The 20,226-nt window shown below is 47.5% G+C and carries 20 protein-coding genes and 2 tRNA genes; 17 read left to right on the plus strand and 5 right to left on the minus strand.

Annotated elements, in window-relative coordinates:
• Positions 1-72: 72 nt before the first annotated feature.
• The 17 genes from rlmE to CWI82_RS04020 all read left to right on the plus strand — a co-directional run bounded on the left by rlmE (position 73) and on the right by CWI82_RS04020 (position 17,122).
• The gene (gene rlmE / locus CWI82_RS03940) at positions 73-699 is read left to right on the plus strand and encodes a 23S rRNA (uridine(2552)-2'-O)-methyltransferase RlmE (RefSeq protein WP_092855719.1); all 627 of its coding nucleotides are present in this window, start codon (positions 73-75) and stop codon (positions 697-699) included.
• 45 nt (positions 700-744) lie between these two features.
• Positions 745-2,670 carry an ATP-dependent zinc metalloprotease FtsH gene (gene ftsH / locus CWI82_RS03945; RefSeq protein WP_092855717.1) on the plus strand — a complete coding sequence of 642 codons (1,926 nt, stop codon included), beginning with the start codon at positions 745-747 and terminating at the stop codon, positions 2,668-2,670.
• 58 nt (positions 2,671-2,728) lie between these two features.
• Positions 2,729-3,547, plus strand: a complete 819-nt coding sequence (gene folP / locus CWI82_RS03950) for a dihydropteroate synthase (RefSeq protein ID WP_092855715.1) — start codon at positions 2,729-2,731, stop codon at positions 3,545-3,547.
• Positions 3,544-4,884, plus strand: a complete 1,341-nt coding sequence (gene glmM / locus CWI82_RS03955; RefSeq protein ID WP_130202740.1) for a phosphoglucosamine mutase — start codon at positions 3,544-3,546, stop codon at positions 4,882-4,884. The genes folP and glmM overlap by 4 nt, the downstream gene beginning before the upstream one ends.
• 90 nt (positions 4,885-4,974) lie before the next feature.
• On the plus strand, positions 4,975-5,739 hold the full coding sequence (tpiA, locus tag CWI82_RS03960) for a triose-phosphate isomerase (RefSeq protein WP_092855702.1): 765 nt from the start codon (positions 4,975-4,977) through the stop codon (positions 5,737-5,739).
• Between the two features lie 3 nt (positions 5,740-5,742).
• Positions 5,743-6,069: a preprotein translocase subunit SecG gene (gene secG, locus CWI82_RS03965; protein WP_130202741.1), complete on the plus strand. Its 327-nt coding sequence runs from the start codon at positions 5,743-5,745 to the stop codon at positions 6,067-6,069.
• Positions 6,070-6,097: 28 nt separating this feature from the next.
• Positions 6,098-6,182: transfer RNA gene (locus CWI82_RS03970), tRNA-Leu, on the plus strand.
• Positions 6,183-6,247: 65 nt separating this feature from the next.
• Positions 6,248-6,324: transfer RNA gene (locus CWI82_RS03975), tRNA-Met, on the plus strand.
• A 169-nt stretch (positions 6,325-6,493) separates the two neighbouring features.
• Positions 6,494-6,943, plus strand: coding sequence for a ribosome maturation factor RimP (gene rimP, locus CWI82_RS03980; protein WP_407681422.1), 450 nt, complete (start codon positions 6,494-6,496; stop codon positions 6,941-6,943).
• A gap of 24 nt (positions 6,944-6,967) precedes the next feature.
• On the plus strand, positions 6,968-8,467 hold the full coding sequence (gene nusA / locus CWI82_RS03985) for a transcription termination factor NusA (protein ID WP_130202742.1): 1,500 nt from the start codon (positions 6,968-6,970) through the stop codon (positions 8,465-8,467).
• A gap of 23 nt (positions 8,468-8,490) precedes the next feature.
• The gene (gene infB / locus CWI82_RS03990) at positions 8,491-11,163 is read left to right on the plus strand and encodes a translation initiation factor IF-2 (protein ID WP_092855689.1); all 2,673 of its coding nucleotides are present in this window, start codon (positions 8,491-8,493) and stop codon (positions 11,161-11,163) included.
• Between the two features lie 6 nt (positions 11,164-11,169).
• Positions 11,170-11,589, plus strand: coding sequence for a 30S ribosome-binding factor RbfA (rbfA, locus tag CWI82_RS03995; protein WP_092855687.1), 420 nt, complete (start codon positions 11,170-11,172; stop codon positions 11,587-11,589).
• Entirely contained in the window at positions 11,590-12,531 is a 942-nt protein-coding gene (truB, locus tag CWI82_RS04000; protein WP_130202743.1) for a tRNA pseudouridine(55) synthase TruB, read from the plus strand.
• A 121-nt stretch (positions 12,532-12,652) separates the two neighbouring features.
• Positions 12,653-12,922, plus strand: coding sequence for a 30S ribosomal protein S15 (gene rpsO / locus CWI82_RS04005; protein ID WP_092855684.1), 270 nt, complete (start codon positions 12,653-12,655; stop codon positions 12,920-12,922).
• 178 nt (positions 12,923-13,100) lie between these two features.
• Entirely contained in the window at positions 13,101-15,236 is a 2,136-nt protein-coding gene (pnp, locus tag CWI82_RS04010; RefSeq protein WP_130202744.1) for a polyribonucleotide nucleotidyltransferase, read from the plus strand.
• 146 nt (positions 15,237-15,382) lie between these two features.
• Positions 15,383-16,279: a lipoprotein NlpI gene (nlpI, locus tag CWI82_RS04015; RefSeq protein ID WP_130202745.1), complete on the plus strand. Its 897-nt coding sequence runs from the start codon at positions 15,383-15,385 to the stop codon at positions 16,277-16,279.
• 12 nt (positions 16,280-16,291) lie between these two features.
• On the plus strand, positions 16,292-17,122 hold the full coding sequence (locus tag CWI82_RS04020; RefSeq protein WP_130202746.1) for a hypothetical protein: 831 nt from the start codon (positions 16,292-16,294) through the stop codon (positions 17,120-17,122).
• Here the strand turns inward: CWI82_RS04020 and CWI82_RS04025 are convergent.
• The 5 genes from CWI82_RS04025 to CWI82_RS04045 are packed head-to-tail and all read right to left on the minus strand — an operon-like array spanning position 17,103 to position 20,223.
• Positions 17,103-17,504 carry an MAPEG family protein gene (locus CWI82_RS04025; RefSeq protein ID WP_092855679.1) on the minus strand — a complete coding sequence of 134 codons (402 nt, stop codon included), beginning with the start codon at positions 17,502-17,504 and terminating at the stop codon, positions 17,103-17,105. The genes CWI82_RS04020 and CWI82_RS04025 overlap by 20 nt on opposite strands.
• Positions 17,501-18,466: a lipoyl synthase gene (gene lipA, locus CWI82_RS04030; protein WP_092855677.1), complete on the minus strand. Its 966-nt coding sequence runs from the start codon at positions 18,464-18,466 to the stop codon at positions 17,501-17,503. The genes CWI82_RS04025 and lipA overlap by 4 nt, the downstream gene beginning before the upstream one ends.
• Positions 18,450-19,115 carry a lipoyl(octanoyl) transferase LipB gene (gene lipB, locus CWI82_RS04035; RefSeq protein ID WP_092855675.1) on the minus strand — a complete coding sequence of 222 codons (666 nt, stop codon included), beginning with the start codon at positions 19,113-19,115 and terminating at the stop codon, positions 18,450-18,452. The genes lipA and lipB overlap by 17 nt, the downstream gene beginning before the upstream one ends.
• A complete protein-coding gene (gene ybeD, locus CWI82_RS04040) occupies positions 19,105-19,371 on the minus strand; it encodes a DUF493 family protein YbeD (RefSeq protein ID WP_092855673.1) in 267 nt (88 codons plus the stop codon). The genes lipB and ybeD overlap by 11 nt, the downstream gene beginning before the upstream one ends.
• 3 nt (positions 19,372-19,374) lie before the next feature.
• Positions 19,375-20,223 carry an aminotransferase class IV gene (locus tag CWI82_RS04045; RefSeq protein WP_092855671.1) on the minus strand — a complete coding sequence of 283 codons (849 nt, stop codon included), beginning with the start codon at positions 20,221-20,223 and terminating at the stop codon, positions 19,375-19,377.
• Between the last annotated feature and the right edge of the window lie 3 nt (positions 20,224-20,226).

Consider the following 20,226-nt stretch of genomic DNA (forward strand, 5'->3'; position numbering starts at 1 on the left):
CCCATCGAATGACTTGAATTTCCGCTATTCTACCGCCATCTGGGTAGAAGAAGCCAGTTTGGTAAGAGAAACATGACGAAAAAACGCTCCGCCAGCAGCAAACGCTGGTTACAAGAACATTTTAGCGACCACTATGTGCAAAAGGCACAGAAAAAGGGTTACCGCTCACGTGCCGTATTTAAAATAGAAGAGATACAGCAGAAAGATCGGATTTTAAAGCAAGGCCAGACCGTGGTCGACCTTGGAGCTGCGCCGGGAGGTTGGTCGCAGTTTGTGGTGGATTCGCTACATGGTAACTGCGAAGTCATTGCTTGCGATATTTTGCCGATGGACCCAATCGCTGGGGTCGATTTCCTCGAAGGCGATTTCCGTGACGAGGAAGTTTTGGGTGCGCTATTGAGCCGAATTGGTGGCAAAAACGTAGATGTAGTGTTGTCCGATATGGCACCGAATATGAGTGGGAATGACAATGTGGATCAACCACGCTCTATGTATCTCGTTGAATTAGCGTTAGATATGTGTCATCAAGTATTGAAACCAAACGGTAGTTTCGTCGTCAAAGTATTCCAAGGCGAAGGCTTTGAAGAATTTTTGAAAAATGTCCGCGCTGCTTTTAAAACAGTGAAGACACGTAAGCCAGACTCATCACGAGCCCGTTCGCGGGAAGTGTATCTGGTAGCGACCGGTTACAAACTGTAGTACCCTGTAGGGCGTGCTACAAATGCAAACAAGAGGTAGTCAGCTTTGAGCGATATGGCAAAAAATCTCATTTTATGGCTGGTCATAGCCGTTGTTCTAATGACTGTATTTAACAACTTCAGTCAAAGCGGTGCTAATGGTCAACAAGTGGCTTACAGCCAATTTATCAATCAAGTCCACAACGGTGGTGTGCGTTCGGTTGATATCGATGGTCGCATGATTACCGCGCAGTCGCGCAGTGGTGAGCAGTTTACTACGGTGGTGCCAACTCAGTACGATCCCAAGTTGTTGGATGACTTGTTGGAGAACAACGTAGAAGTAAACGGTAAGCTGCCGGAAGAACCTAGTATTTTGGCGCAAATCTTTATTTCTTGGTTCCCAATGTTGTTGTTGATTGGCGTGTGGATATTCTTTATGCGCCAAATGCAAGGCGGTGGTGGCCGTGGTGCTATGTCGTTTGGTAAAAGTAAAGCGCGCTTAATGAGCGAAGACCAAATTAAAACCACGTTTGCTGATGTCGCCGGCTGTGACGAAGCGAAAGAAGAAGTGACCGAACTGGTTGATTACTTAAAAGACCCAACCAAATTCCAGCACCTTGGCGGCAAAATTCCAAAAGGTGTGTTGATGGTTGGCCCTCCAGGTACTGGTAAAACCTTGCTTGCGAAAGCAATTGCGGGTGAAGCGCGTGTACCATTCTTTTCGATTTCTGGTTCAGACTTCGTCGAAATGTTCGTCGGTGTCGGTGCTTCGCGGGTTCGTGACATGTTCGAGCAAGCGAAAAAAGCTGCACCTTGTATCATTTTTATCGATGAGATTGATGCGGTTGGTCGTCAGCGTGGTGCTGGTTTAGGTGGTGGGCACGATGAGCGTGAGCAAACCTTGAACCAAATGCTTGTGGAAATGGATGGTTTTGAAGGCAACGAAGGTATTATCGTGATTGCTGCAACCAACCGTCCAGATGTTCTTGACCCTGCGTTATTGCGTCCAGGTCGTTTCGACCGCCAGGTTGTGGTTGGCTTGCCAGACGTTCGTGGTCGTGAACAGATTTTGAAAGTTCATATGCGTAAGGTTCCTTTAGGCAAAGATGTTGATGCATCATTAATTGCGCGCGGTACACCAGGCTTCTCAGGTGCTGATTTAGCGAACTTGGTAAACGAAGCGGCATTATTCGCGGCGCGAGGCAACAAAAAAGTTGTCGCGATGGAAGAGTTCGAAAAAGCTAAAGACAAGATCATGATGGGTGCCGAACGCCGCTCGATGGTGATGACCGAAGATGAGAAAGCAATGACTGCTTATCACGAAGCGGGACACGCGATTGTCGGGCGTTTAGTGCCTGAGCATGATCCAGTTTATAAAGTGTCGATTATTCCTCGCGGCCGAGCACTCGGCGTGACCATGTACTTGCCGGAGCAAGATCGTGTGAGTCATTCAAAGCAGCACTTGGAGAGTATGATCTCAAGTCTGTTTGGTGGTCGAATTGCCGAGGCGTTGATTTATGGTGACGATAAAGTGACCACCGGTGCCTCCAATGATATTGAACGTGCAACGCAAATCGCGCGCAAGATGGTGACGCAATGGGGTCTATCTGAAAAGATGGGGCCATTGTTATACGCTGACGACGAAAATGAAGTGTTTTTAGGTCGCTCAGTAACTCAACATAAACATATGTCTGATGAAACCGCGCGAGCAATTGATCAAGAGGTTAAATTGTTCATCGACCGTAACTATGATCGGGCAAAGCGGATATTGGAAGAAAACGTCGACATCTTGCACACCATGAAAGATGCATTAATGAAGTACGAAACAATTGATGCAGATCAGATTGATGACTTGATGAACCGTCGTGATGTGCGTGAGCCACGTGATTGGCAGCAACGCGACAACAACAAGTCTGGTGGCGATGACGGGAAGGCGGAAGGTAGCCAACCGGTATCGACGAGTAAACCAGCTGGCGACACACCAGCGAGTTAATCAGTGTCGAAAAGCCCCGTAAAGCGGGGCTTTTTTTTGAATGATGGTGGACAAACTGATGGCTGATACACGCGCAAACATTGAAGTGATGGGCATTTTAAATGCGACACCGGATTCTTTTTCTGACGGTGGTAAATTTAATCGAGTGGATAACGCATTACGTCAAGCTGAGCAGATGATCGCTGATGGCGCCGCATGGTTAGATGTGGGGGGCGAATCAACCCGTCCTGGTAGCACCGGTGTTAGCGTTGCCGAAGAGCTTGACCGAGTTGTGCCGATTGTTGAGAAATTAAAAGCGAATTTCGCCGTTCCTATTTCAGTTGATACCTGCAAAACCGCCGTTATGGCTGAAGTTTTGAAGCTGAATGTAGCCATGATTAACGATATCAATGCGCTTCGCGATGAGGGGGCGGAGCAGTTACTAGCAGCGGCCCCCGAAGTTAAAGTTTGCCTGATGCATATGCAAGGTGAGCCGCGCACGATGCAACATGAGCCGCGTTATGATGACGTAGTTAATGACGTAAGACAGTTTCTTGATGAGCGTGTACGTGCTTGCATGAATACCGGAATACAAAAAAACAACATTTATCTCGATCCAGGCTTTGGCTTTGGTAAATCAGTCAGGCATAATTACCAGCTACTACAGCGATTGCAGGCGTTTCATGACATGCAGTTACCACTATTGGTTGGCATGTCCCGAAAGTCGATGCTCGGCCAAGTGACTGGGCGTGAAGTTAATGAACGTTTAGCGGGTAGCATAGCGGCGGCAACGATTGCTGCAATGAAAGGGGCACAGATTATTCGTGTGCATGATGTCAAGGAAACGGTTGATGCAATGAAAGTTGTTGCAGCAACCTTGGCTGGAGAATTCGCTTGAGTCAGCGTAAGTATTTTGGAACCGATGGGGTGCGTGGTCGCGTTGGTGATTTTCCGATAACCCCAGATTTCGCGGTAAAACTTGGATGGGCTGCCGGAACAGTCTTGTCGGCAAGTGGTAATCAGCGTGTATTGGTAGGGAAAGACACCCGCTTATCAGGCTATATGTTAGAGTCCGCGTTAGAAGCTGGCTTGCTTTCTGCCGGTGTCAGTGTTGAGTTTTTAGGACCTATGCCGACGCCTGCGGTAGCATACCTGACGCGGAACTTCCGTGCTGCTGCCGGTATTGTTATCAGTGCTTCACACAACCCATATTATGATAACGGTATTAAATTTTTCTCTGATTCAGGGAGTAAGTTACCGGATAGTGTTGAGGCGGAAATCGAGCGGTTATTAGACGAGCCGATTCGTTGTGTGCCGTCTGAAAACATGGGCCGCGCAAGTCGTATTGATGATGCGCCTGGGCGTTACATTGAGTTTTGTAAGAGTGTATTCCCATCGGACTTATCCTTAAAAGGGTTAAAGATTGTTGTCGATTGTGCGCATGGTGCGACCTATCACATCGCGCCAGATGTGTTGACTGAGCTGGGTGCTGATATTTGGGAAATTGGCACTGAACCAAATGGTGTGAACATCAACGAAAAATGCGGTGCAACGCATCTTGATGCGCTACGTGAGCAAGTATTAGCGCACAAAGCTGATTTGGGTTTCGCGCTGGATGGCGACGGTGACCGCATTATGATGGTCACCTCAAGTGGTCGTATTGTTGATGGCGATGACATCATCTACATCCTTGCGCGTGCAGCGCAGCAAGATGGCCTGCTACAAGGTGGTATTGTCGGCACATTGATGAGCAACTTTGCGCTTGAGAAGTTCTTTACTGATAGGCGTATTCCGTTTGTTCGAGCCAAAGTCGGTGACCGCTATGTGATGGAAGAGTTGGTCAAACGTGATTGGCGCATTGGCGGTGAAAATTCCGGCCATATTATTAATCGCCAATTCCATAGCACCGGTGATGGTATCATTGCCGGTTTGCAAGTACTTACCGCAATGCAGCGCGAAGGTCGCTCGCTCGATGAGCTACTGGAAAACTTTGTGAAGTTTCCTCAGGCATTAGTTAACGTGCGATTCAATGCCGGCTCAGATCCGCTTGCAGCGGAGAATGTGCGGGCGGTCGTGCAAGAAGTCGAACGTGCGTTAGGCAACAATGGACGAGTACTTTTACGCAAGTCAGGCACAGAGCCATTGATTCGTGTCATGGTGGAAGGAAAAGACGCCAAAACTGTTCGTAAATTCGCCGAAGAAATAGCGAGCGAAGTCGAAGCGGCTAGTAATTAACCAGTGATGCATTATTTCCGCATTCACTGCTTGTAAGTTGCGGCGAGGTTATGTAATATCTCGCCGCTCTCAACGAAGTCAGAGGTTTAGATGCAACGCCAACCGTTAGTTATAGCTAACTGGAAAATGAACGGTGACCGGCAATTGGTCACGGCCATGGCTGAAGCACTTCGCGAAAGTGCAGCGCAGCATGCTGACGTGAGTGTGGTGGTATGCCCACCAGCCGTATTACTCCCAGCTTGGCAACAAGCAGCGTTTTACGACAACATTCAACTTGGCGCACAAGATGCCAATGAACACGTAAGTGGTGCGCACACCGGTGAACATAGCTTAGCGTTGTTGGTAGAGTCTGGTGCCAGTATGGTACTCGTTGGTCACTCTGAGCGTCGTCAGTTTTATGGCGATAATGCAAAGCGCATTGCAGCGAAAGTAAACCACACCCTTAACGAGTCAAATTTGACCGTTGTGCTGTGTGTCGGTGAGAGTGCTGAAGAACGTGAACAACAGCAAACATTTGATGTTGTTGCGGCACAGTTACAAGAAGCTCTAGCAGATTGTAATAACTGTGAACGTATAGTGGTTGCTTATGAACCAGTTTGGGCGATTGGTACCGGTTTAACGGCCAGCCCAGAGCAAGCGCAAGAAGTTCATGCGTTTATTCGTAACTGGTTGCAAGAAAAATTCGGGCCTTCAGGCGCTAACGTGCAAGTACTGTACGGTGGAAGCGTGAAGGCTGACAATGCCGAGCAACTGTTTGCTCAGGCGGATATAGATGGTGGTTTGATAGGCGGCGCAAGCTTAATCGAAGAACAATTCGTCGCGATTTGTAACGCTGCACAAACCCGGAGTAAATAAGTTATGTACGAAATTTTATTGATTGCATACTTAATTGTTGCCTTGATCCTGATTGGTTTCATTATGATTCAGCAGGGTAAAGGAGCTGATATGGGCGCGTCATTTGGTGCAGGTGCATCAAATACCGTTTTCGGCTCAAGCGGTTCAGGTAACTTTTTAACGCGGACAACGGCAATTTTGGCTGTCGTATTTTTCGTCTTGAGTTTGGTGCTTGGTAACTTGTCTTCTGGCAATGGCGACACCAAAGGTAAGTTTGACGAAATCGAAGTGCCAGTTGAAGAAGTGCCAGCTGTTCCAGCGAACGACAGCGACGTTCCTGGCGGCAATTAATTAAACGCTTGATAAGCGTCAAAGTTTTGCGGATGTGGTGGAATTGGTAGACACGCTATCTTGAGGGGGTAGTGCTTTCGGGCGTGCGGGTTCAAGTCCCGCCATCCGCACCAAATTAGCAACCGGCCACGGTTGCGGTTTCAAGTCGAAACCCGTATAATATGGACACGTTTTCGGACGCGGGGTGGAGCAGTCTGGTAGCTCGTCGGGCTCATAACCCGAAGGTCGTAGGTTCAAATCCTGCCCCCGCAACCAATTACAAAAGGGTCCAGTGTTTTAAAAGCCCCGCAGCAGTTCGGGGCTTTTTACTATGTGACCTTTGCTGCGGCAAACTAATTCTGAAATATTAGTTTGAGTGGGCAGTCAACAACACTGGGCGTTTACGCCCTTTTTTTGTTTTTAGGAGTTAGCAAACTTGGCTCGAATGGAAGACCGTTTATTTGACATGTTAGAACCGGCAGTTGCCGCCTTAGACTTCACCTTATGGGGTGTCGAGTTTGTGCGCGCCGGAAAACACTCAACGTTGCGTGTATACATTGATTCCGAAAATGGAATTAGTGTTGATGACTGTGCTGATGTCAGCCATCAGGTGAGCGCAATTTTGGACGTTGAAGACCCGATCAACAGTGAGTACTTCCTTGAAGTATCGTCGCCAGGAATGGAACGTCCGTTTTTTAAAGCTAGCCAGTACGCTGATTATATCGGTGAAAGGGCTGCGGTTGAGCTAACCATGGCGCAACAAGGTAAACGTAAGTTTAAAGGCGTGATTGCCGCTGTTGATGGCGATCACATTGAATTTAGTATTGATGGCGAGCAGTTCAAAGTAGCTCAGTCATCAATTAAGAAAGCTCATTTAGTTCCTCAGTTCAACTAAGGATTGCGTAGGCGAGGCAAAACAATGGCAAAAGAAATTTTATTGGTTGCAGAAGCGGTTTCAAACGAAAAAGATGTGTCAAAAGAGAAGATTTTTGAGGCACTTGAATCTGCGCTTGCACACGCAACTAAAAAGAAATATGAAGGCGATATCGATGTTCGCGTAAGTATCAATCGTCAAACCGGCGAATTTGATACCTATCGTCGTTGGTTAGTAGTTGACGACAGTGAACAGCCGCTTGAGCACCCATATCGCGAAATTAGTTTAGCGGCAGCTCAGTATGAAGACGAGTCTGTAAACGCTGGCGACTATGTTGAAGAGCAAATCGAATCGATTGAATTTGACCGCATTACAACGCAGACCGCGAAGCAAGTTATCGTGCAAAAAGTCCGTGAAGCTGAGCGCGCCAAAGTTGTTGAAGAATATCAAGATCAAGTCGGTGAGTTAGTGAGCGGCATTGTCAAACGTGCAACGCGTGAGCACGTTATTCTTGATTTAGGTAACAACGCCGAAGCGATTATTTATCGTGAAGAATTATTACCGCGTGAATCATTCCGCGCTGGCGACCGTGTTCGCGGTCTTCTTTACGATGTGCGCCCAGAAGCACGTGGTGCACAATTATTCGTAAGCCGCACACATCCAGATTTCTTGGTTGAATTGTTCCGCATCGAAGTACCGGAAATCGGCGAAGAGATGATTGAAATTCGCGGTGCCGCGCGTGACCCGGGTTCACGAGCCAAAATTGCAGTGAAAAGTAATGACCGTCGCATCGATCCAGTCGGCGCTTGTGTTGGTATGCGTGGTGCACGTGTACAAGCCGTATCGGGTGAGCTCGGTGGTGAACGTGTCGATATCGTGTTGTGGGATGATAACCCAGCGCAATTCGTTATTAATGCAATGGCGCCGGCAGAAGTTGCGTCGATTGTCGTTGACGAAGAAGCGCACACCATGGATATCGCGGTTGAAGAAGGTAACTTGGCACAGGCAATTGGTAAAGCGGGTCAGAACGTGCGCTTGGCAAGCCAGTTAACTGGTTGGCAATTAAATGTCATGTCAGTTGATGAGTTCACCGAGAAAAACCAAGCTGAAGCGCAGAAAGTTCTCGACTTGTTTACGTCAAAACTTGATATCGACGAAGACTTTGCTTCAGTACTCGTCGATGAAGGCTTTTCAACGCTTGAAGAAATCGCATACGTACCAGTTGACGAATTACTCGACATTGAAGGTATGGATGAAGATATCGTTGAAGAGCTGCGTACACGTGCGAAAGCGGTGTTAACAACACAAGCGCTGAAGAACGAAGAGTCGTTAGAAAGTGCTGAGCCGGACGAAACATTATTGAACTTAGAAGGCTTAGATCGTCATTTGGCCTATGTGTTCGCAAGCCGTGGCATCATCACTTTAGAAGACCTTGCAGAGCAAGGTATCGATGATTTAGCCGGAATTGATGAGTTGACCGAAGAACGAGCAGGCGAGCTGATTATGCAAGCACGCAACATTTGCTGGTTCGGTAACGAAGAATAAGATCAACGGGGGTACTATAGACTATGGAAGAAGTAACGCTGGATAAACTAGCTAAAGACGTCGGTACGACAGTTGATCGTTTGGTGCAACAGTTTGCGGAAGCAGGCATGAAAAAGCAGCCAGGCGACCGTGTCAATGAGGATGAAAAGCAGGCCCTGTTAGCCCATTTAAATAAGGCGCATGGTGGTAGTGGTCCGAGTGAGCCTGCCAAAATGACGTTGAAGCGCAAAGAAAAAAGCACACTGAGTATTGGTGGCGGCCCAGGTCGCAGCAAGTCAGTGCAGGTTGAAGTGCGTAAAAAGCGTACTTACGTGAAGCGTTCTGCGCTTGAAGAACAGCAAAAAGCTGATCAAGAAAAAGCCGAACAAGAACGCTTAGCGGCAGAAGCCAAGCGCAAAGAAGAAGAAGCGAAAGCGGCAGCTGAAGCGAAGGCAAAAGCTGATGCGAAAGCGGCCGAAGAGAAAGCGAAGCAAGAAGCGGCCCGCAAAGAAAAAGAGAAAGCGAAGGCAAAAGCTGAAGCTGAAAAACGCGCAGCAATGACGCCAGAAGAGCGCCAGAAGGCGGACGAGGCGAAGGCTGAAGCGGAACGTTTACGCAAAGCGCAAGAAGAAGAAGCGCGCAAAAAAGCGGAAGCAGAAGCTGCACGTCAGGCTGAAGAAGCTCGCCGCTTAGCAGAAGAAAACGAAGCGCGTTGGCAAGAAGAAGAAGCCAAACGTAAGCAAGCTGAGCAGGAAGAAGTGCACTTCACGACTTCGCAAACTGCGCAAGCAGCAGAAGATGAGCAGGATGAAGGCGAAGAACGCCGTGCTCGTCGCAACAAAACCAAACGTCGTGGTAAAGACGACGAGCGTGACGAAGCGCCTCGCCGTGAGAAACGTCGTAAAGGTTCAAAACGTTCATCGTTGCAGCACGGCTTTAACAAGCCTGCAGCACCTGTTGAACGTGAAGTGAAACTAGGTGAAACCATTACTGTTGGTGAGTTAGCGAACCGTATGGCGGTGAAGGCTAGCGAAGTGATCAAAACCATGATGAAAATGGGTGAAATGGTCACGATTAACCAAGTGCTTGATCAAGAAACTGCCTCGTTGGTAGTTGAAGAGATGGGGCACAAAGTGGTGTTGGTTAGTGAAAATGCGCTTGAGCAAGAGATTCTGGCGGATCGTGATGAAGCTGAGAACCAGCAACAAGTTTCTCGTGCGCCAGTAGTAACCGTTATGGGTCACGTTGACCATGGTAAAACCTCGTTACTCGACTACATTCGTAAAGCGAAAGTCGCCAGTGGCGAAGCGGGTGGTATTACTCAGCATATCGGTGCGTACCACGTTGAAACCGGCCATGGCATGATTACCTTCCTCGATACACCAGGCCACGCTGCGTTTACGTCAATGCGTGCACGTGGTGCGAGTGCAACGGATATCGTTATCTTGGTTGTTGCTGCAGATGATGGCGTGATGCCACAAACATTGGAAGCGATTCAGCACGCGAAAGCGGCAGGCGTACCAATTGTTGTTGCAATCAACAAAATGGATAAGCCAGAAGCAGATCCAGATCGTGTGAAGAACGAACTAGCACAACGCGATGTTATCCCAGAAGAATGGGGTGGTGATGTGATGTTCGTACCGGTATCTGCGCATAGCGGTGACGGTATTGAGCAATTGCTTGAGTCGGTCTTGTTGCAAGCTGAGGTACTTGATCTAAAAGCCAATGCCAGCGGCATGGCAAAAGGTATCGTGATTGAATCACGTCTCGATAAAGGGCGTGGTCCAGTTGCTTCAGTCTTGGTTCAAGAAGGTACTTTACGCCAAGGCGATATCGTTCTTTGTGGTCTTGAATATGGTCGTATTCGTGCGATGCGCGATGAGAACGGTAAAGACATTAAAGAAGCTGGGCCTTCAATTCCTGTGGAAATTCTCGGTTTATCGGGTGTTCCGCAAGCGGGCGATGAAGCAACCGCTGTAAAAGATGAGCGTAAAGCGCGTGAAGTTGCCAACTATCGTCAAGGCAAATATCGTGAAATTAAGCTAGCGAAGCAGCAAAAAGCGAAGCTAGAAAATATGTTTGCGAATATGGCTGAAGGCGACGTGAAAGAATTGAACGTTGTATTGAAGTCTGATGTTCAAGGTTCGTTGGAAGCGATTGCTGACTCATTGGTGAAGTTATCTACTGATGAAGTGAAAGTGAATATTATTGGTAGCGGCGTTGGCGGTATTACCGAAACTGACGCATCGTTGGCAAGTGCTTCGAACGCTATCGTTGTCGGCTTTAACGTCCGTGCTGATGCATCAGCTAAACGTGTCATTGAACAAGAAGCGGTTGATTTACGCTACTACAGCGTTATCTACGACCTGATTGATGAAGTGAAGGCGGCAATGGGCGGTATGCTCGCACCAGAATTCAAACAACAAATCATCGGCTTGGCAGAAGTTCGTGACGTGTTTAAGTCACCGAAGATTGGCGCTATTGCCGGTTGTATGGTTACTGAAGGTGTCGTCAAACGTTCAGCTCCAATTCGTGTTCTTCGTGATAACGTTGTTATCTTTGAAGGCGAGCTTGATTCGTTGCGTCGTTTTAAAGACGACGTACAAGAAGTTCGTAATGGCATGGAATGTGGTATCGGCGTGAAGAACTACAACGACGTGAAAGTCGGTGACCAAATCGAAGTATTTGAAACGATTCAAGTAGAGCGGAGCCTATAAACCAATATGGCAAAAGATTTTAGCCGTACTGATCGCGTGGGGCAGCAATATCAACGAGAAATCGCGATGATATTGCAACGCGAAATCAAAGACCCACGCGTATCAATGGTCACTGTGTCGGATATTGAAGTGTCACGAGATCTTGCATATGCAAAAGTTTTCGTGACCTTCTTTAACGACGATGAAGCTTATGTCAAAACAGCACTTAAAGTGCTGAATGAGGCATCTGGCTTTATCCGTTCATTGTTGGGCAAGCGCGTACGCGCTCGTATCACGCCAGAATTACGCTTTGTACACGACCCGTCGTTGAACGAAGGTATTCGTATGTCACGTCTGGTTGATGAAGCCATTAGACGTGATTCAAAGCGTAGCGATAAAACTGATGACAGCAGTGATACTCAATCGGATTCAAGCGGAGACGAATAAATGGGACGACGTAAATCGGGCCGCAATGTCAGCGGCGTGATTTTGTTAGATAAGCCCCGTGATATCACATCAAACGCCGCACTCCAGCAAGTGCGGCGTTTTTTTAATGCCAATAAGGCGGGTCATACGGGCGCTTTAGATCCGTTAGCAACTGGGCTGTTACCACTGTGTTTTGGTGAGGCAACAAAGGTATCTCATTTTGCCCTAGAGGCAGATAAAACCTATCGGGTTGTCGCACAGTTAGGTGCGAGAACAACCACCAGCGACGCCGAGGGGGATATTGCTTGGGAATGCGAATCAGCGGCGCTAGCAACCTTGTCGCAGACGCGAATCAATCAAGCAATTGACCATTTCATCGGCAGCCAAGAACAATCGCCATCGATGTATTCGGCGCTAAAACATGAAGGCCGTCCGCTGTATTGGTATGCGCGTCAAGGTATTGAAGTGCCTAGAAAAACGAGGCAAATCACCATTCATGCGATAAATTTTATTGATTGGTCAGAGCAACAATTAACGTTGGAAGTGACGTGTTCGAAAGGCACTTATATTCGAACGTTAATTGACGACATGGGGCAATATCTAGGCTGCGGGGCATACGTACAAGAATTGCATCGCAGTTGGATAGAAGGCGTTGAGGGGCCGCTATTGAGCTTAAGTGAATTGGCCGAAGTTGCAGACCAGTGCAACCCTGAGGCCGGTGACTACGCCGCTTTGGACGCCTTATTACAGCCAAACGACTGTGTCATTCGACAAATTCAGGCGGTTTCAATTGATGCCGAAAATGCAGCGCGTTTTCAAAGTGGTAATCCAGCGCGAGCTGCGCTGGATGCTGCTGATAGCGCTGAGCCATGGCGAGTTTTTCGATCGGATAGCGGTGAATTTATTGGCATTGGCATTTGGCAAAATGGCGTGCTCGCACCAAAGCGCGTACTGAATCTATAAAACTGAGTTTACCCGCTGTTAGCATTGCGTTTGCGAGCGTTCATGCGTATAATCCACAGCGATTTCGTCGGTGCTGAATTAGTGATTGGCACTGACATTCTTAAACAATCAGGAGTAATATATGTCACTAACTGCGGCACAAAAAGCGGAAATCGTTAAAGAATACGGTCAAGGCGAAAACGACACTGGTTCTCCAGAAGTTCAAGTTGCTTTGTTAACTGCAAACATTAACGAGCTGCAAAGCCACTTTAAAGAACACGCAAAAGATCACCACTCACGTCGTGGTCTGTTACGTATGGTAAGCCAACGTCGTAAGTTGTTGGACTACTTAAAGCGTAAAAACAATCAGCGCTATGCAAGCCTGATTGAGCGACTCGGTTTACGTCGCTAAGCACTGTTCGAGCAAAGGGGCCTGTTGTGGCCCCTTTTTCGTTTAATGAAAAACTAAAGCGATATTGGATATTAGATATTGGATATTAGAAAAGCGAGCCGGCATTTAGCGAGTATCTAATATCTAGTAGCTAATAGCGCTTTAGAATTTAGAGAGAAAGAAGAAAGGAAAATAACACGTGAATCCGATTACAAAGAAATTTCAGTATGGTCAGCATACAGTCACATTAGAAACTGGCGCGATGGCGCGTCAAGCAACAGCAGCAGTACTTGCAAGCATGGACGACACCACCGTATTGGTGACCGTTGTCGCAAAAAAAGACGCTAAAGAAGGTCAAGATTTCTTCCCATTAACCGTGAACTACCAAGAGCGTACTTACGCAGCTGGTAAAATACCTGGTGGCTTTTTCAAGCGTGAAGGCCGTCCTTCAGAAAACGAAACGTTGACCTCACGTTTAATCGACCGTCCAATTCGTCCGTTATTCCCTGAAGGTTTTAACAACGAAGTTCAAGTGATTGCGACCGTCGTATCGGTTAATCCACAAATCAATCCTGATATCGTTGCGTTGATTGGTACTTCTGCGGCGTTGGCTATCTCTGGTGTTCCATTTGCTGGCCCAATTGGTGCAGCACGCGTTGGTGTAATCAACGACGAATATGTATTGAACCCAACCATGGACGAACTCGCTACTTCGAAACTTGATTTAGTTGTTGCTGGTACGTCAAGCGCAGTATTGATGGTTGAATCAGAAGCTCAGTTGCTGTCTGAAGACGCCATGTTAGGCGCGGTCGTTTATGGTCACGATCAAATGCAATCAGTGATCAATGCGATTAACGAATTTGCAGCTGAAGCTGGTAAAGAGAAGTGGGACTGGCAAGCTCCTGCGACTAACGATTCTTTATTGAACAAAATCAAAGAATTGGCTGAGCAAGGTATCGGCGATGCTTACCGCATCACTGAGAAGGCCAAGCGTTACGAACAAATCGCTGCGCTAAAGGCTGAAATCACTGAGAAATTAGTTGCCGAAGACGAAACTTTGGATGCGAAAGAAATTGGTGACTTATTCCATTCATTGGAAAGCAAAGTGGTGCGTAGCCGTATCATCGCCGGTGAAAAGCGTATCGATGGCCGTGAACCAGATATGGTGCGTGCATTGCATATCGCTACTGGCGTGTTACCGCGTACGCACGGTTCTGCGGTATTTACTCGTGGCGAAACCCAAGCGTTGGTCACTGCTACCTTAGGTACTGAGCGTGATGCGCAGATGATTGACGACCTAACTGGTCGCACTGATAGCCGTTTCATGTTGCACTACAACTTCCCTCCATACTGTGTGGGCGAAACCGGCATGGTAGGTTCACCGAAGCGTCGTGAAATTGGTCACGGTCGTTTGGCGAAACGTGGTGTGCAAGCGGTCATGCCATCACAAGAAGAATTCCCGTACACCATTCGTGTGGTGTCAGAAATCACTGAATCAAACGGGTCAAGCTCGATGGCATCAGTTTGTGGTGCATCATTAGCGTTGATGGATGCTGGTGTTCCAATTAAATCGTCAGTTGCTGGTATCGCCATGGGCTTGGTCAAAGAAGGCGACAACTTTGTTGTGTTGTCTGACATCTTGGGTGATGAAGACCACTTGGGCGACATGGACTTTAAAGTAGCGGGTAGCACAGAAGGTGTCACAGCGCTTCAGATGGATATCAAGATTGACGGTATCACACGTGAAATCATGGAAATTGCATTGGCTCAAGCAAAAGCTGCGCGTTTGCACATTTTGAACGTGATGGATGATGCGATTTCTGGTGCTCGTACTGAATTATCAAGCTACGCGCCACGCTACACCACAATCAAAATTAATCCAGATAAGATTCGTGACGTTATCGGTAAGGGCGGTGCAGTTATCCGTGAATTAACCGAGAGCACAAATACCAACATCGAAATCAATGATGACGGTACCGTACGTATCGCAGCAACTGACCAAGAATCAGCAGATGCAGCGATTGCGCGTATTGAAGAATTGACAGCTGAAGTTGAAGTGGGCCGAATCTACCAAGGTAAAGTTGCACGTATCGTTGATTTCGGTGCGTTCGTGACGATTCTACCTGGCAAAGATGGCTTGGTGCACATTTCACAAATCGCTGAAGAGCGTGTGAACGACGTGAACGAGTATTTGAAAGTTGGTGATGTTGTACCAGTAAAAGTACTCGAAATTGACCGCCAAGGCCGTGTTCGTTTGAGCATGAAAGATGCTGCTGATAAGCCGGCTGAAGCGCCTGCACAAGATGCGGCTGAAGAGTCTTCAAACGACGAATAAGTTACCGTCGTAATCAAAAGCTGAAAAGCTGTGTTCGGGGAGCCGGACACAGCTTTTTTATTGGGCTTTCTTAACATTGAATTTTCGTTTTTTTAGGCAATCTACGTTATTATGCTGTTAGAAGCTTTTCAACAAGGTAGTGATTCATGAAAATTCGTATCGGGCTTGTCATTTTTCTGATGATGTTTTTAAGTGCGTGTGCACAAACAGGAAAATCATCAGACAACGCATTGACTAATTTATTTGTGGTGACGCCACAAGAAGCGGATGCCCGTTACCAGTTAGAGATTGCGAAATTGAATGAAATTGTCGCCCGCGATCTGGAACTGCCGGAAGAAAGTCGCGCAGAATTATTGTATCGTCGCGGTTCGTTATACGATGCACTTGGATTGGTCACGTTGGCACGGATCGATTTTAACCACGCTTTAGAGTACAACCCGCGCTTAGCAGATGCCTACAATTACCTCGGGATTCATTACACGCAATTAGAAGAATTTGGCTATGCCTATGAGATGTTTGACGGGGTTTTAGAACTTGATCCTGAACATCCTTATGCAATCCTCAACCGCGGTGTAAACGCTTATTACGACGAACGCATTGACCTCGCCATTAGTGACTTCCGTGACTATTTTGAAGCACAACCGACAGACCCATATCGAGTCATTTGGCTATTTTTAGCGGAAGTGGAAGACGATGCGACCGCTGCCAGATTGAACTTAGCAAAGCGTCGTGTTGAGTATGGCAATACTGAATGGGGCTGGAGTCTAGTCGACTTAATGCTCGGCGCCATTGATGAGCAAACGTTTTTGAACGGCTTTGCGGTACGTGATTTAAAGCCAGATGAAACACTCGCGGAGCGCATGTGCGAAACCTATTTCTATCTGGGCAAGCTACAGCAACTCAACGGTGATTTCTCGGCCGCATCGGTGTATTTTCGACTGGCCATGAGTACCAATGTGTTTATGTTCTTAGAATACCGCTATGCAGGCTTAGAGCTGCAACGCAGCAAACAAGCATTAGAAACCAATGCAACGAATGGATAACGGCGTAACGTTGTGAAGACAATGTTTACCAGCGTGATGGCACTTGTACTGAGTCATGCCAGTAACGCGAGTAATTTACACGAGGCAGCAGCGTATGGCATTGCGCCGCTGCCGTCGCTCCAGAATCAACAGTGTGGCGTTGTTGAGCCGGTAACGCTTTATTTGCCACAGACGCAAAAACGACAGGTGTTAGAACAACTTTCACAGTGGCATCAACACCCTCTGGCGCAGTTTGTGAATTGCTTTTCGATACAAACTTATCATGCAGCGCAATTGCAGTGCGACATTGTCGGTACTCGCGCACGCATGGATTGTCGGTGGCAACAAACACAAACAATTGACATGAACCAGCGTCGTATTGTCTTTGTTCGAGCCGGTGATGGCATAGCGAGCAGCACGGCTAATCAAATCATACTTCCCATTAATGCGTCACTATCTCTATTTGCGCATGAAATAGGCCATTGGCTTGGCTTGGCTGATGAATACGCCATGGCACCTGAGCTTGCTGAAGGTTTTTGTGTGGGGCGTTATAACCATGCCAGTGTCAACGTGGTGGTTACCGACAACACGGTTATGTCTGGGCGCGAATTAAAGCAACTTTGGCGACGGTTACCATGGCGTCACGCGGTGGCGGATTGGCGTCAATTGGCAACGCAGATCAATGATGAACAGTGGCGTTTGGGAAGTGCGGCAGAGTCGGTGGGCTTGCATCCAGTAGCAACCTGTAACGCAGTTGCTGGAAAGTTTGCTTGGCGCCCGCTGATTGCGATGACGCCAATGCAATATCACGATATTAATGAATGGCCTGAGCTTTATCTCGAGCTTATTGCGCACCCACGGTAATTGCTGTTTGTGCAATCATCAGTACCGGGCAAAGTAGAGCAAAAAGCCACACCAAACTGCGCAGTTTGTCCCAGTTCGCGAGATAAAACACATGGTATGCCACACGAAAACCAATAAAGCTAATGGCAAGCGTGGTATTGAGTGCAGTGATTTGTTCGGTAACCAACACTAACAAAATCGCTGCTGCATACAATGGAAAAGCTTCAAAGGCATTGTAATGACCAGCAACTGCACGCGCCCCAGCGCCGGTTAAGCGGCTCTGTTGGGCACGAGGATGACGGTTGTCATAGCCTTTATCGCGATTTTGAAAGTAAACCACGGGGGCTTTCGCTGCAATGGGCAGCAACCCCGCAATTAATAAGCACCAAATGAGCGTACTCATTTTACTTCCTTACCGGCTGCTTGCATGTCCGCATGATAGGAAGAGCGTACAAGTGGCCCCGAGGCAATATGGGTAAAGCCCATTTTTTCACCTTCTTCGCGGAACATATCAAACTCGGCAGGGGTGACATAGCGAGTCACCGGAAGGTGATGGCGGCTCGGTTGCAGATATTGACCTATCGTCAGCATATCCACGTTATGAGCACGCAAATCGCGCATAACTTCTAAGATTTCTTCATTGGTTTCACCCAGACCGACCATTAAGCCAGACTTAGTCCGCACATCAGAGCGCGCTTCTTTGTAACGCTTCAATAAATCGAGCGACCACTGGTAGTTCGCTCCAGGGCGCGCCGCCTTATACATGCGTGGCACCGTTTCTAGATTGTGGTTGAATACATCAGGTGCTTCATCTGCGAGTATTTCAAGCGCAACGTCCATACGACCGCGGAAATCGGGCACTAACACTTCGACTTGGATACCTGGGCTTTGCTCACGAATTTCTCGAATACAATCAGCGAAGTGCTGAGCACCACCATCGCGCAAATCATCACGATCGACCGATGTAACCACGACGTATTTCACTTTCATATCACGAATGGTTGCACCTAATTTCACTGCTTCTTCAGGATCAACAGGCAAAGGGCGGCCGTGTGCAACGTCACAGAATGGGCAGCGACGGGTGCAAATAGCACCTAAAATCATAAACGTCGCAGTTCCGTGGTTAAAACACTCGGCGAGGTTTGGGCACGAGGCTTCTTCACAAACGGAGTGTAAGCCGTGCTTACGCATCGCTTGTTTGATTTCGTCAATTCGTTGAGTAGACGCGGGTAACTTAACCTTTAACCACTCAGGCTTGCGCAACATTTGGTCGCGCTCAGTAGGGACAATTTTCACCGGAATCAACGCCATTTTGTCGGCGTCGCGTAATTTAACTCCAGGTTCAACTCTAACTGGCTTTGACATAATCTTTCGCGAATCCTGTTTCTTCTATCGTGTGTTCATAACCCAATAATCGAGCAAAAATTTGGGTTACATGCAGGGCCGCTTCGTTGACACTTTGCGGACCATTCAGATCTTTACTTTGCACCATTTGCATACCGGCGTAGCCACATGGATTAATACGCAAAAATGGTTCCAAATCCATATCGACGTTCAAGGCTAAGCCATGAAATGAGCAACCTTTACGTATACGCAAACCGAGCGAACAAAGTTTTGCACCATTGACATAAACGCCTGGGGCATCAGGACGTGCAGCGGCTTCCACGCCATACTCTGCCATCATTGCCACAATGGCATCTTCAATCGCATTAACTAACTGGCGAACGCCCATCTTACGCCGGCGAATATCGAGCAGAAAGTAAACCACCAGCTGTCCAGGACCGTGATAAGTGACTTGACCGCCTCGGTCTACCTTCACAATCGGGATGTTGCCCGGTGCCAGAATATGCTCTTCTTTGCCTGCTTGGCCTTGGGTGAAAACAGGGTCGTGCTCTAACACCCACAGCTCATCGGTGGTATTTTCGTCACGTTCATCAGTAAACTTTTGCATAGCGGCCCAAATCGGCTCGTATGGTTGTCGACCTAAACTTCGAATAACTAATTTAGAGGACATAACGAACTTCTTCGATATCCGCTAACGCACGATACAGCGTCTCAATGTGCTGTTGGCTTGTGACTTGAACTTTGATTGATACAGAATGGTAATTACCTTTGCTACTCGGTTTTACCGTTGGTAGGTAATCACCTGGTGCATGTTGCTGGGCAACCGCAACTACCGAATCTGGAAGCTCGGGTACAGCAAGTCCCATCACTTTAAAGGTAAAGTGACACGGAAATTCTACCAACTCATCAAAGCGTGTTTTTTGCATGCTTTACTCCTGAATGAGATGTCGTTTGCTGGCGTGAAACGCTTCAGCTATCTGTGCAGTTATTGCACCGCACTGACCATTGCCGACAATTATATCATCAATTTGTCCAACCGGCTGTACTTCGCGGCTTGAGCTTGTCAGGAATACCTCATCAACGTGTTGCAATTCATTGACATTCATTGGTTCTTCATGCACTTCGATAGCTAAACTTTTCGCCAGTTGTATCACCCATGTGCGGGTGATCCCCGCCAAAATCAAGTGGTCAGCAGGCGGTGTATATAAATGGCCGTTTTTGACCATAAAATAATTGCATGAAGCGCCTTCGGTAATACGCCCATGACGATGCAATAATGGCTCAAATGCACCTAATTTAGCGGCCTCGCGTTTTAGCATGATATTACCGAGCAAACTAATACTTTTGATATCACAACGCTGCCACCGAATATCCTCTAAAACTGCAACTTTCACAGGAATTGGTGTATCCCAATGAACGTGTAACGAAGACATGCTGGCATAAATCGTGGGTGATAAAGGCTGCGTCGGCAGATGGCTACGTTGGCTATCGGCGCCAAAAGTCAGCTGAATGTACACCAAACCATTGTCATAGTTATTGCGATCAATCAATTCATCAACCAACTGGTACCAATAGTTAGCCTCAATAAACGTGATACCAATAGCTTCAGCTGAGCGTTGTAGGCGTTGAATATGTAATTCGAGTAAGAAAGGTCGGCGTTGGTAAACCGGAATAACTTCGTATACGCCGTCTGCAAACAAAAAGCCTCGGTCAAAAACCGAGACTTTTGCGTCTTCACTGGTGATCCAGTCACCGTTTAAATAGATTATGTCAGCCACATT

This window comes from Pseudidiomarina tainanensis, assembly GCF_004214835.1.
GTDB classification, from domain to species: domain Bacteria; phylum Pseudomonadota; class Gammaproteobacteria; order Enterobacterales; family Alteromonadaceae; genus Pseudidiomarina; species Pseudidiomarina tainanensis.